Below are 14,053 nucleotides of genomic sequence, written 5' to 3'. Positions count from 1 at the left end.
ATGAAAAGAGGACATATTATTGGCTTGGGCATCATAGGAGTAGCCATCATCATCATCATCACTTCCATAGGTGATGCCAGTACGTATGAAAGTTTTTCTACAGCCAAATCCATGGCTAAAAATGGTAACACAGCCGCCATCCATGTGGTAGGCGAGTTAAAAAAAGACCAGACTGGTCAAGTGGTGGGCATAGAAGTAGGAGAAGACAAAACATCGTTCACCTTTGTCATGGTGGACAATGACGGAACAGAACAGGAAGTATATTACAATGAGCCCGTTCCTGCAGACTTTATCCGGTCTGAGCAGGTAGTAGTCATCGGTACCTATAAAACCGATAAAATGTTTGTGGCTGATAAAATCCTCATGAAGTGTCCCTCAAAATATCAGGAAACAGACGTGAAAACCACTTCATCTTAAAACTTTCGGGATCTGTTACATTTTAAAAGAATTTAAACATGATGAATACCTTTGTGGGTAGTTTGGGTCACTTTATGGTTATTCTGGCTTTTGTCAGTGCCTTGATTTCGGCCCTTTCTTATTTCTATTACACCCGGGCCAGCGAGCTCGAAAAACCCTCCTGGAAAAATTTTAGCAGGATTACTTTTTACATCCATGGATTGGCATCTGTCTCTATTGCCTTTTGCTTGTTTGAAATCATATACAATCACCGTTTCGAATATTTTTACGCCTATTCCCATTCCTCCACTGGCCTTCCGGTGCACTACATGATCTCAAGTTTTTGGGAGGGGCAGGAAGGTGCCTTTATTTTATGGATATTCTGGAATGTGGTATTGGGACTGGTCGTCATCCATACCAATAAATTCTGGGAAGGACCTGTTATGGTGGTATTTACCCTGGTTCAGGCTTTTCTGGTATCCATGATTCTGGGTATTGTTATTGGAGACCTCAAAATAGGAAGTTCACCGTTCATGCTGCTCCGGGACATGTCCGAAGCACCCATATTTCAAATCAATCCTGAATTTATTCCGGAGGATGGCACAGGCCTGAATCCCCTTCTCCAAAATATCTGGATGGTCATTCATCCTCCGACTTTGTTTTTGGGCTATGCCTCTACACTGGTCCCGTTTGCCTTTCTGATGGCAGGACTGGCCTTGAAAAAATACGCTGAGTGGATACGCCCTGCTTTGCCATGGGCCATTTTCTCAGCCATGATTCTGGGGATGGGTATCATTATGGGGGCTTACTGGGCCTATGTCACGCTTAATTTTGGTGGGTACTGGAACTGGGACCCTGTAGAAAATGCGGTTTATGTGCCCTGGCTCATTATGGTAGCGGCTATCCATACCATGATCACCTTCAAAAAGAGCTCAACTGCATTAAAAACGGCCATAGTTCTGGTAATCAGTTCATTTATCCTGGTTCTCTATGCTACCTTTCTGGTCAGAAGTGGGGTTTTGGGAGATTCTTCGGTACACTCATTCACGGATCTGGGGCTTTCCGGACAATTGCTGATTTACATGCTTTTCTTTTTGGTTATAGCCCTGGTGCTATCCATCAAAGAGTGGAAAAACATTCCTACCTCCGAAAAAGAGGCTTCGGTTTACTCCCGGGAATTTTGGATATTCATAGGAGCCACCACACTGGGGCTGATGGCCTTTCAAGTGATCATCCCTACCTCAATTCCTGTATACAATGCCATCATCGAGAGTTTCGGTGGGCTTTCCAACCTTGCTCCTCCGGCAGATCAAATTGGATTTTATACCAAGTTTCAACTCTGGTTTGCCGTGGCCCTGGCATTGCTTACGGGTATAGGACAGTTTTTCTGGTGGAACAAAATGGATAAAAAGGATTTAAAAAATGCCCTGGTTACTCCCTACATCATTTCCATGGTATTAGCGGCCATTGTGATTACCGTTGGGAAGGTTTATGATGTCTCCTACATCATTATTGTATTAGCAGGAGCCTTTACCATAGTGGCCAACAGCACCATTTTGATCAAGTTGCTCAGGAAAAAAACCTTTAAACTGGCAGGGGGCTCTCTGGCTCATATAGGATTGGGCATGATATTGATAGGCGTAATGTTTTCTTCCGGTTATTCCGATACCATTTCCATCAACATGTCTGGTTTGACCTACAAGAAAGACTGGGAAGATGAGTTGAACAAAGAAAATGTATTGCTTTGGATCAACAAACCTTTGCAAATGAAAGAATATGAGGTCATCTACAGGGGAAGGTATAAAAAGGTTGCGGGTGTTCCCGGCTATGTCAAAGCAGATGCCATGGAGGAAACAGGTGCGGTAAATCAGGCCATCGCACTGGAGCCCATTGAATCGAGTGGAAAACAGTATCACCAAAAAGGAGACACCTTAGATTTGGTGCTTCAGGAGAATTCTTACTTTAAAGTAGAATATTACCAGGAGGATGAGTTGAAATTTACACTTTTCCCCATGTCACAACCCAACCCTACCATGGGCTTGATTTCTTCTCCAGACTCCAAAAGGTATCTTTCCAGAGATCTCTACACCCATGTTTCGGCTATCAATGATTATGAGGAACCGGAATGGAAGGAAGACAAATTTATCAATGCTGCTCCGGGGGAACAGTTTTTTATAAATGATTTCGTCACCCAGTTTGAAGGGGCAGAAGTAATCAATGAAGTGGAAGGCATGACGCTGGAAGAAGGTGACATTGCTGTGAAAGCGGAACTTACCATCATGGATTATGATGTGGAGAAAAAATTATCTCCGATTTTTCTGATTCGAGGAAATCAGGTGGGAAAAATTGTGGATGTAGACAATGATTTGGGTATAAAGGTGGAAGTTGACAATATTGTGCCTGAGGAAAATAAATTTGTCTTTAAGGTCAACACCTATCAAAAGGATTATGTGGTCATGAAAGCTGCTGTGAAACCCATGATCAACCTGCTGTGGCTCGGAACCATCATCATGCTGATCGGATTTACCGTAGCTATTTTCCGAAGATTCGACGAATTCCAGAAAATGAAAAGAAAAGGTTTAGAATAAACCACATTTTAGAAAACTTATGAAAATTAAGATAACCCCTAATTTAAGTTAGGGGTTATTTTTTTTTTTAATTTAAAGGTATGAAATCTGGCATGTCGCAGGTGACACAGGGAGGGAGGCCCTTATAGCCCCGATAATTATAGGGACAGGACCGGCTGTGTAACCATTAAAAAACAATTATTAACACATGAAATCGAGCATGATGAGAATGTCACACACAGGGATGGTTATCATTGCGAGATTCCATCTGACCGTTAAAAATCAAACTATAAACAGATGAAATTGGATATAGCAATCATCGGCACAGGTAATGTAGCCTGGCACCTGTCATCAGCACTTGAAAATGCAGGTCATGTGATCACAGAGGTTTATGGAAGGGATTTGAAAAATGCAGAAAAAATCTCTTCCCGGCTATATGGTACCGAAGCCCAGGACCATTTGGATTTTACAGAAAGTCAGGCAAATTTATTTATCTTGGCTGTAAGCGATCAGGCAATAGGCGAAATAGCGGAAGCAGTCATTCTTCCCGAGGGCAGTGTACTGGTACATACAAGTGGCAATATGGCTTTAGATATTTTGTCTTTTAGCTCTGCAGATTATACAGGCATACTATATCCTTTACAAAGCTTTACCAAAGGCCGGGAAATAGGCTTTGAAGAGGTCCCTTTTCTTCTGGAAGCCATGGAATCCAAAGCAATGAAAACCCTTAAAACTCTTTGTAAAAGCTTGTCGTCACCTTACTACGTGGTACCGTCCAGGGACAGGAAAGCCATACATGTGGCCGCTGTATTTGCTTCCAATTTTACCAATCACCTGATAGGCATTGCAGAGTCTATCCTGGAAAGACAAGGCCTTGAGTTTGATATGTTAAAACCCCTTGTCACTGAACAAATAAACAAAACCTTACAGATGGGGGCAAAAGCTGCCCAAACAGGACCTGCAAAAAGAGAAGATTTTGGCACATTGGAAAATCACCACGAATTTTTACACTATAATGAACAATTGGCAGAAATTTATCGGTTAATTTCTCAGGACATCATTGACTCTAATCCACTTTAACAACTGATTTACAAAGGGTTACAAATTAAACCTGCCTCATTTTTTTATTGGAAATTATTACTCAAATTGAGTCCATTGTCGTTATTTTGCAACATGAAACCGAGCATGACGAGAAGGCTACAGGGAGGGGTGACAATAAAAGCACCTGCCGGAAGGTCAAGGATTCTCCCGACCGTCGGGACAGGCTATATGCTTTTGAAAAGCAATTAATACTCCTATGAAAAACAAAAAGGCATCTCCTGTTTTTACTTTTACTGCGTTTGTGAAAATCATTCGCCCGGGCAATTTGCTGATGGTCGCCTTTGCTCAATTAATGACTGCCTTTTTTCTGGTGGGCACCAGCAGATCCGGAATTCCCGTACTTCAGGATTACCACCTGTACTTAATGATCATATCTACTGTAATCCTTACTGCCTCCGGATACATGATAAACGATTATTATGATGTAAAAATAGATTACGTCAACCGACCAAAAACTGTGGTAATAGGCAAAGGCATGAAACGAAGAATGGTCATGATCCTGCACACTACCATGAACATGGCAGGTATTCTGATTGGAATACTGGTCCATCCGCGGATTGGTGCCATCACCTTTGTAGCAGCTTTTCTGTTATGGCTTTACAGCAATTCCCTGAAAAGACTTCCTTTTATAGGTAACCTCACCGTGGCATCACTCACAGGTCTGGCCATATGGATTGTAGGCATTTACTATCAAAAATCAGAATTGCTCATACTGACCTACGCCATCTTCGCTTTTTTTATCAACCTGATCAGGGAAATCCTGAAAGACATTGAAGACCGGAATGGAGACAGAAAACATGGATGCAGGACCTTACCCATCGTTTTGGGATTCAGGAAAACGAAAAACATCATCTTCCTTATTGCTGTTTTGTTCGTGGCAGCCATCCTTTTTGTAACCTTTAAAATAAATGAACCCTTGTTGTTCCTTTACTTTGGGGGACTGAGTATTTTCTTTTTTATATTTATGTTTAAAATATACAAGGCAGACAGAAAATCCCATTTTACTGAACTGAGCACCTTCTCCAAGATTCTGATGTTGACCGGGATCATGAGCATGGGCTTCCTATAATATATTGTTAAAAAATGGCTTATCTTTAGGTATGAAAAATGATTTTACCAATTTTTACTTCATTTTTGTATTGGTTTTCTTGGGGGCTTGTAACCCCAAAAGTACAGGAAATGACCACACAGAAGACAATGATTCCTTTCCTGCAGAAATCAGCGCTTTTAAACCTGAGGGGCAGAACCCTGTGTTTAAGGGTACAGGGATAGCTACCTGGGATAAAATGATCCGGGAACGGGGCTATATCCTTAAAGAGGATGACGGGTACCACATGTGGTACACGGGATTAGACGGATACGAGGATAACGACTTTCTAAAGCTGGGGTATGCCTTTTCGGAAGACGGTTTTCAGTGGAAAAGACATGAAGACAATCCCATATTTGCAGAAAGCTGGGTGGAAGACATGATGGTTTGGAAACATGAGGACACTTATTATATGTTTGCCGAAGGCCGGGGAGATATCGCCAAAATGCTAACCTCCACAGATAAGATTCATTGGGAAAACCAGGGAGACCTGAACATCAGACAGGTGGACGGTTCTCCACTGACTGAGGGCCCATATGGCACTCCCACTGTATGGGTGGAAGATGGTACATGGTACTTGTTTTATGAACGGAATGACCAGGGCATCTGGTTGGCCACTTCCCAGGACCGGAAAGTATGGACCAATGTGTCAGATGATCCGGTCATTACCATGGGCCCGGAAAAATACGACCAGTACGGCCTAGCTGTAAATCAGGTCATCAAATACAAAAATCGGTATTATGCCTATTACCATGGTACTTCCCTTGAAGACTGGAGCGACTGGACCATGAATATGGCTGTATCAGACGATCTGGTCCATTGGACCAAATACGCTGAAAATCCCATAATGGGAGAAAACAAGTCCAGTGGCATTACCGTCCATGATGGAGAACGTTTCAGGTTTTATACCATGCACCCCGAAGTAGTTGTCCATTTTCCTGCCGAATAGGAATTGATTTTGTAATTTTACCCCAACATAAAACCTTCGCAATATTTTGAAAAAACTTGCCATTCTTGCCTCCGGAAACGGTACAAATGCGGAAAAAATAATGGAATATTTCCAGAAATCCTCCAAAGCAAAAGTGGCCCTTGTCGCTTCAAATAAAAAAAGTGCCTATGTTTTGGAGCGTTCGAAAAAATTCAATGTTCCCACCCGGGTTTTTTCGAAGGAAGAGTTGCAAAATGGCAGGTTGATCGAAATCCTGCGGCAACACAAAACCGATTTTATCATTTTGGCGGGGTTCTTACTTCAGCTACCCCAAGCCCTGATCAAGGCATTTCCCGGAAAAATCATCAACATTCACCCTGCCCTGCTCCCCAAATATGGGGGAAAGGGCATGTATGGCAGTCATGTCCACCAGGCAGTAAAGGAGTCCGGGGATAGCGAAACCGGTATTACCATACATTTGGTCAATGAAAATTACGATGAAGGCAAAATTATTTTTCAAGCCGCTGTTTCCATCGATCAGGGAGACAGCCCCGACGAAATTGCGGAAAAAGTGCATGCCCTGGAGCACAAATACTATCCAAATGTGATCGAAAGTCTGATTTAATGCACTGATTTTCCTAACTTTGTCCACCTAATAGAAATCTAAAAATTTATCACCAAATCTTTTTCGGATTCGTTGGCAGTTTTTAATGGAATGCTTCGCCAATGGAGAAAAAAATTATAATAGTTAACCGCAATGGCTGAAAAGAAAATACAATCTGCATTGATCTCAGTTTATTACAAAGACAATTTGGAACCCATCATCGAACTCTTAAAACATCAAGGGGTATCGATTTATTCCACAGGTGGCACCCAAAAATTCATAGAGGATCAGGGGGCGGAAGTAATCCCTGTGGAAGAGCTTACCGGTTACCCCTCCATTTTTGGTGGAAGGGTGAAAACCCTTCATCCCAAGGTTTTTGGAGGGATACTTCACCGCAGATCAAATAAAGAAGATGTGTCACAAGCCGAATCTTATGACATCCCAGCTATCGATCTGGTTATTGTAGACTTATATCCCTTTGAAGAGACAGTTGCGTCAGGAGCATCGGAAGCAGACATCATCGAGAAAATAGATATTGGCGGCATCGCATTGATCAGGGCGGCTGCCAAAAACTACGAAGATGTAACCATCATCGCCTCCAGGGCCCAGTATGGTGCTTTGGCGGAAAAACTAAAAGCTCAGAACGGCAGCTTAAAAAGTGAAGACCGCAGGTATTTTGCAGCCCAGGCCTTTAATGTCTCCTCTCATTATGACACCCAAATTTTTAATTATTTCAACAGGCAGGAAAATATTCCTTCCCTAAAGATCAGTGAAGGCAATGCAAAAAGCCTGAGATATGGGGAAAACCCTCATCAAAAAGCTCATTTTTATGGAGATTTAGCAGCACTTTTCGATCAGTTGAATGGAAAAGAATTGTCTTACAACAACCTGGTGGATGTGGATGCCGCAGTGGCATTGATTGCTGAATTTCCCGATGAAGTAGCTTTTGCTATTTTGAAGCACACCAACGCCTGTGGGGCAGCAACAGGCAAAACGGTAAAGGAGGCGTATGAAAAGGCATTTGCTGCGGATACTGTATCGGCATTTGGAGGGGTATTGATCACAAATAAAAAAGTGGACCTGCCCGCTGCTGAATCCATGCACGGCCTGTTTTTTGAGGTGTTAATTGCTCCTGAGTTTGATGAAGATGCCTTGGCGCTTTTGAAAGGCAAGAAAAACCGGATTCTTTTGAAGCAAAAAATCAATTTGACAGGTACCTTACAAGTCAAAACCTTATTGAACGGCTTTGTGGCACAGGATAAAGACCTGGTAACAGAGAATAAAACAGCTTTTGAGCTGGTCACCAAAAAAATCCCAACAGAGGAGGAAAAGGATGCCTTGTTGTTTGCCCTGAAAATTTGTAAACATACCAAATCCAATACCATTGTGCTAAGCAATAAAGACCAGCTATATTCCAGTGGTGTTGGACAGACAAGCCGGGTAGATGCCCTGAAACAAGCCATTGAAAAAGCCAAAACCTTTGGGTTTGACCTGAAAGGAGCTGTGATGGCTTCTGATGCTTTTTTTCCATTTCCGGATTGTGTGGAGATAGCAGACCAGGAAGGCATCAGTGCAGTGGTACAACCCGGAGGGTCCATTAAGGACAAAGACAGCATAGCTTATTGTGATGCGCACGGAATGGCCATGGTCATGACGGGGGTCAGGCACTTTAAACATTGACAAAATGTTTCTGGCATGTTTTTCGATTATCCGGATTGCTTTAATAAACCATTAAATATTAAAGAATACGTTTTACAGGGATTAGACACCAAAAATAAAGAAGTAAAGGAATTAATGAATAAAACAAAAATAAGATAATATTTTTGTAGGCACCCGTTCTCTTTAAGGGCTTAATTGTGCTAACTTTAAAAAACAATAATCATTTAATTTAGAAAATACCGAAATGGGATTATTTGACTTTTTTTCCAGTGACATTGCCATTGATTTGGGAACAGCCAATACGCTGATCATTCATAAAGAAAAAATTGTAGTGGACGAACCATCCATTATTGCCATAGATAAAACTAATAATAAAGTGTTGGCGGTAGGCAGGGAGGCCATGAACATGCATGAAAAAACGCATGAAAACATCAAGACCATCCGTCCGTTGAAAGATGGGGTGATTGCGGACTTTTATGCCGCAGAGCAGATGATCCGGGGAATGATCAAAATGATCCCCGGACACAACAAGGGCATGTTTCCACAGTCCCACCGCATGGTCATCTGTATTCCGTCAGGAATTACAGAGGTAGAAAAAAGAGCGGTAAGAGATTCCGCCGAACATGCCGGGGGTAAGGAGGTTTACATGATCTACGAACCAATAGCAGCAGCTATCGGTATAGGTATTGATATTGAAAAGCCAATGGGATCCATGATTGTAGATATAGGCGGAGGTACGACGGAGATTGCGTTGATTGCTTTATCAGGAATTGTTGCTGATCAGTCCATACGTGTAGCTGGAGACTCCTTCACCAAAGACATTTTGGATTACATGAGGAGGCAACACAACCTGCTAATTGGAGAAAGGTCAGCGGAGAAAGTCAAAATTGCCATAGGGTCTGCGCTTACGGAATTGGATGACGCTCCAGAGGACTATGAAATCCGGGGAAGAGATTTGATGACCGGTATTCCCAAGGTAATCAAGGTTTCTTATTCAGAAATTGCTTTTGCTTTGGACAAATCGGTTTCCAAAATAGAAGAGGCTGTACTGAAAGCACTGGAGATCGCACCACCTGAACTTTCGGCAGACATTTATGACAATGGGATTCACCTTACAGGAGGAGGAGCTTTGTTAAAAGGGTTGGACCGCAGGTTGCACCAAAAAACCAAACTGCCTATTCATATTGCGGAGGACCCGTTGAGAGCGGTAGTGAGGGGTACTGGAAATGCTTTAAAAAATATCAATCATTTTAGAACAGTACTCATGACATAAAAGTGAAATGCAGCAAATATTTTTATTTTTATACAGACTAAGGGCAATCCTTCTTTTTCTTGCCCTGGAGTTGTTGGCCGGGGGGATAATATTCACGCATAATTCACCGCAAGGGGCAGTGTTTTTTAACAGCAGCAACAAGCTGGTGGGAAACATGCTGTCAGTCAAAAATAATTTTTTATCCTATTTTTCGCTCTATTCAACCAACCAGGCTTTGGCAGAAAAAAATGCTTACTTGCTGAACAGATTGGATAGTTTGAGCCCAGTGCTGGACTCTGCAGTTTTATCTGTAGATACTGTCTTGTCAAAAAACTTTGAGTTTTGGTCTGCAAGAGTGGTCAATAATTCGATTCACCTCAATCAAAATTACATTACCCTGAATAAAGGGGCAAAGGACGGTATTCAGGAAGGAATGGGGGTTTTTAACGAGCTGGGCGTTGTGGGGAGGGTAAAAGGTACAAGCAATAATTTTTCCACTGTTATTTCATTATTGAATACGGACCTTTTGATCTCCTCAAAAATAAAGGAAACAGAAGTATTCGGATCTACAAAATGGGATGGACTCAAATCAAATGAGGCAAAATTACTTTACGTTCCACGTCACGTTCAGATCGTTCCGGGGCAGGAAATCATCACTTCGGGATACAATGCTGTGTTTCCGGAGGGGATATCAATTGGCAAGATCAAAGCCGTTAACCCGGGAAGTGAGACCAATTACCTGGATATCACGATCTCTCTCAGCGTGGATTTCAGCAAATTGAATTTTATCTATCTGGTGAAAAATGATTCCAGGGAGGAATTGGATAGTTTGGAAATAGAAATGGAAACTGCAGGCCCATGACTTCAGGTAAAATAATAAAATACAGCTTAAGTTTTGTTTTATACTTCCTCATTCAGGTATTTATACTAAAGGATTTGGTGTTGTTCGGGTATGCTTTTTGTTTTCTATACGTTTTCTTTCTACTGAATTTACCACATGAACTTCCCACGGTTCCTCTGATGCTTATCGGTTTTTTTATGGGAATACTGATAGACTTGTTTTATGACAGCCTTGGGTTACATGCGGCCAGTGCCGTGTTGCTGGGCTTTTTACGAAACCCATGGATCCAGGTAAATACTCCTACCGGCGGGTATGACGATAATGTTCCCCCTACTTTATTGAATATGGGCATGGGTTGGTACCTGTTTTATAGCATCCCCCTGATCCTCATCCATCATCTTTTGTTTTTTTATATTGATATTTTAGGAACGGAGTTATACCTTCCGCTCGTTATAAGAGTGTTAAGCAGTATGGCATTTACCTTTTTATTGGGAATCATCGTGCAGGCAGTATTTTATAAAAAAGAAAGGGTAATTTAAATGTACACAGGGAGGTCTTTGGTTGTTGCGGTCAGCATAGGAATGATCGCATTGGTACTTTTGGGAAAGTTGTTTCTGATACAGGTAACTGATGACAGCTATTTGCGAAAAGCCGAAAGAAATGCCATTCAAAGGGTGGTAGATCACCCCTATAGGGGGCTGGTTTATGATAGAAATAATTCCTTGATGGTATTTAATGATCCGGTATTTGACCTGATGGTGATACCAAAAGAATTTGAACTGGAAGATACCACCAGATTTTGTGATTTATTTGGCATTGAGAAACAGGTGCTGATTGATGGTTTTAATGCCGCTAAAAATTACTCCTGGGTAAAACCTTCCCCATTGATCAAGCAAATTAGTAAGGAAGAGTTTGGCAGGGTGCAGGATTTTTTGATTGATTACCGGGGTCTTTTTGTCATGACCCGCTCTGTAAGAGCCTATCCTCAATCAGCCGCTTCAAATGCCCTGGGGTATATAGGAGAAATAAACGCTTCCCAACTGAACCGGGACAGCACCCAATATTATGTGCAAGGTGATTATGTGGGATTAAGTGGAATCGAATCTTATTACGAACCGGAACTCAGGGGTAGAAAAGGGGTTAAATACAAATTGGTAAACGTACGGGGCATAGAAAAAGGAGCTTTTAAAAACGGAGATCTCGATACTTTGTCCCTACCTGGTGAAAATCTGCAAGCTACCATTGACCTGGATTTGCAGGTTTATGGTGAAAAGCTCATGGAGGGTAAGCGCGGTTCTGTAGTGGCTATAGAACCAAAGACTGGTGAAATCCTAACCATGATATCTGCTCCGGTTTATGATCCCAATATACTTACAGGGGCCAAATTCGGCGAAAATTACCAGTCTCTGAACCTGGATCCGGAAAAACCACTTTTCAACAGGCCCATAATGGCCATGTATCCGCCGGGTTCTATCTTTAAGATTGTTCAGTCATTGATTGGCATGCAGGAAGGTATATTGACCCCCAATACTACCTATCCCTGTAATCGGGCGCTGGTCAATTGTCACAATCATCCCAGCCCTGTAAATCTCTTTGGTGCCATCCGTAACTCCTGCAACCCTTACTACCACCAGGCTTTCAGGCAGGTGATCAACCAGGAAGTCTCCTCCAATACCTACGAAGACACTCAGATCGGTTTGGACAACTGGCGGGAGTCTGTAATGAAATTCGGTCTTGGGAGTCAGCTAGGCATAGACATGCATGGGGAAAAAGGCGGGTCCATTCCTTCCAGTGAGTTGTATGACCGGATCTACGGAAAAGGAAGGTGGAAATATTCTACCATTTATTCCCTTTCCATTGGGCAGGGAGAAATGCTGGTAACCCCGCTTCAAATGGCCAATTTGGCTGCTATTTTTGCCAACAAGGGGTATTTTTATACCCCCCATTTGATCAGGGCCATAAATGGTGATCCTAACCGGATACCGGAAAAATTTAAAACCAAAAGGGACACAGGTATAGATACCGAACATTTTGATTTGATCCAGAATGCCATGGCAGCAGCACTTTCCGGAACTGCCGCCCGGGCGATTATGAAGGATATTACCATAGCCGGAAAAACCGGTACCGCTCAAAATCCGGCAGGAGAGGATCATTCTGTATTCATAGCTTTTGCTCCCAAGGAAGACCCTAAAATTGCCATAGCGGTCTATGTGGAAAATGCAGGTTGGGGAGGACGGGCTGCTGCCAGCACTGCGAGCTTGCTGATAGAAAAATACCTTACCGGAGAGATCAACAGACCGGAATTGGAGGAATATGTGCTACAGGGTGAATTCATTTATTAATTGAGACAAAAAGACACATATTTTCATAAAATCGATTGGGTAGCTATAGGTTTGTACTTTGCCCTTGTCTTTGTCGGATGGATCAATATCTATGCGGCAGTCTATGACGAGCAAAACGCCACTTCCATTTTTGATTATTCAATCAATTCAGGCAAACAATTGATTTGGATTGGAACCGCCGTTTTACTGATCACCCTTATTATGGTGGCAGACTACAGGCTTTTCCAAAACTTAAGCTTGATCCTATACATCATTTTTGTGATCATACTGTTCTTAACCCCCTTTATTGGCAAAGAAATCAACGGACAGCGAGCCTGGTTCGAGTTGGGGATTTTCCGGCTTCAACCTGCGGAATTCACCAAATTTGCTACTGCATTGGCCCTGGCAAAACTCATGGAAAACCCCACTTTTGACCTGGCAAAATTTGGTCACCAGTTAAAGGCCCTGGGGATCATAGGCCTACCGGTAGCACTGATCATGCTGCAACCGGATACCGGGACAGCCATGGTATACAGCTCCTTCTTTATCATGCTTTACCGGGAAGGCATGCCCCAAAAATATTACCTATTCGCCTTAAGCCTGATTGGTCTGTCTATATTGACGCTTCTCATTACCAACAATTGGTACCTGTATGGTGGACTTGGAGCCATTGTACTGCTATTGATTTTGGCCAGCAAAAAAACCTGGAAAAATTTCGCTGGTATTTTCTTACTGGGAATCCTGATGTTTGCGTACACTTACAGCCTGGACTATGTGGTAGAAAAATTACCTTCCCACCAGCAAAACCGTATCATGGTCCTGTTTGATCCGGATGTGGATCCGCTTGGAGTGGGCTGGAATGTAACTCAGTCCAAAATAGCCATAGGATCAGGAGGGTTATTTGGCAAAGGATATTTGGAAGGAACGCAAACAAAATTTGATTTCGTACCGGAACAACACACAGATTTTATTTTTTGCACCCTGGGAGAAGAGTTTGGCTGGATAGGAAGCCTGATCATGATTTCTTTATTTGTCATTTTTCTGCTTCGCCTGGTGTTTTTGGCGGAAAGGCAAAAAACCCGGTTTTCCAGAATTTATGGTTACTGCGTAATTGGACTGCTGTTTTTTCATTTTTCGATCAACATCGCCATGACCATCGGACTATTTCCAGTAGTAGGGATTCCACTGCCGTTTTTCAGCTATGGAGGCTCCTCTCTTTGGTCCTTTACCATACTTTTGTTTATCTTCATCAAACTGGATTCTCACAGGATTCAGATATTGGGCAGAAGCTATTGAG

General features: G+C 42.4%; 12 protein-coding genes. All 12 read left to right on the top strand.

Annotation, left to right across the window (positions count from 1 at the left end; translation table 11 throughout):
* The 12 genes from HUJ21_RS11375 to rodA all read left to right on the top strand — a co-directional run bounded on the left by HUJ21_RS11375 (position 1) and on the right by rodA (position 14,052).
* Positions 1-417, top strand: a complete 417-nt coding sequence (locus HUJ21_RS11375; RefSeq protein WP_291369839.1) for a cytochrome c maturation protein CcmE — start codon at positions 1-3, stop codon at positions 415-417.
* A gap of 38 nt (positions 418-455) precedes the next feature.
* Complete coding sequence (ccsA, locus tag HUJ21_RS11370; protein ID WP_291369838.1) at positions 456-2,984, top strand: cytochrome c biogenesis protein CcsA; 2,529 nt, start codon at positions 456-458, stop codon at positions 2,982-2,984.
* A 276-nt stretch (positions 2,985-3,260) separates the two neighbouring features.
* Positions 3,261-4,043 (top strand): Rossmann-like and DUF2520 domain-containing protein, encoded by a 783-nt coding sequence (locus tag HUJ21_RS11365; RefSeq protein ID WP_291369837.1) that lies wholly within the window; start codon positions 3,261-3,263, stop codon positions 4,041-4,043.
* A 217-nt stretch (positions 4,044-4,260) separates the two neighbouring features.
* Positions 4,261-5,133, top strand: a complete 873-nt coding sequence (locus tag HUJ21_RS11360; RefSeq protein WP_291369836.1) for a geranylgeranylglycerol-phosphate geranylgeranyltransferase — start codon at positions 4,261-4,263, stop codon at positions 5,131-5,133.
* A 31-nt stretch (positions 5,134-5,164) separates the two neighbouring features.
* Complete coding sequence (locus HUJ21_RS11355) at positions 5,165-6,100, top strand: glycosylase (protein ID WP_291369835.1); 936 nt, start codon at positions 5,165-5,167, stop codon at positions 6,098-6,100.
* 46 nt (positions 6,101-6,146) lie between these two features.
* A complete protein-coding gene (purN, locus tag HUJ21_RS11350) occupies positions 6,147-6,704 on the top strand; it encodes a phosphoribosylglycinamide formyltransferase (protein WP_291369834.1) in 558 nt (185 codons plus the stop codon).
* A 132-nt stretch (positions 6,705-6,836) separates the two neighbouring features.
* The gene (gene purH / locus HUJ21_RS11345) at positions 6,837-8,363 is read left to right on the top strand and encodes a bifunctional phosphoribosylaminoimidazolecarboxamide formyltransferase/IMP cyclohydrolase (RefSeq protein WP_291369833.1); all 1,527 of its coding nucleotides are present in this window, start codon (positions 6,837-6,839) and stop codon (positions 8,361-8,363) included.
* A 223-nt stretch (positions 8,364-8,586) separates the two neighbouring features.
* Complete coding sequence (locus HUJ21_RS11340) at positions 8,587-9,615, top strand: rod shape-determining protein (RefSeq protein ID WP_166148691.1); 1,029 nt, start codon at positions 8,587-8,589, stop codon at positions 9,613-9,615.
* 7 nt (positions 9,616-9,622) lie between these two features.
* On the top strand, positions 9,623-10,456 hold the full coding sequence (gene mreC, locus HUJ21_RS11335; protein WP_291369832.1) for a rod shape-determining protein MreC: 834 nt from the start codon (positions 9,623-9,625) through the stop codon (positions 10,454-10,456).
* Entirely contained in the window at positions 10,453-10,974 is a 522-nt protein-coding gene (locus tag HUJ21_RS11330; RefSeq protein WP_291369831.1) for a rod shape-determining protein MreD, read from the top strand. The genes mreC and HUJ21_RS11330 overlap by 4 nt, the downstream gene beginning before the upstream one ends.
* Entirely contained in the window at positions 10,975-12,777 is a 1,803-nt protein-coding gene (mrdA, locus tag HUJ21_RS11325) for a penicillin-binding protein 2 (RefSeq protein WP_291369830.1), read from the top strand.
* Positions 12,778-14,052 (top strand): rod shape-determining protein RodA, encoded by a 1,275-nt coding sequence (rodA, locus tag HUJ21_RS11320; RefSeq protein WP_291369828.1) that lies wholly within the window; start codon positions 12,778-12,780, stop codon positions 14,050-14,052.
* Position 14,053 lies beyond the last annotated feature (1 nt).

It is taken from the genome of Cyclobacterium sp. (assembly GCF_014762705.1).
Taxonomy (GTDB): domain Bacteria; phylum Bacteroidota; class Bacteroidia; order Cytophagales; family Cyclobacteriaceae; genus Cyclobacterium.
This window is presented reverse-complemented; position numbering and strand designations above follow the sequence as displayed.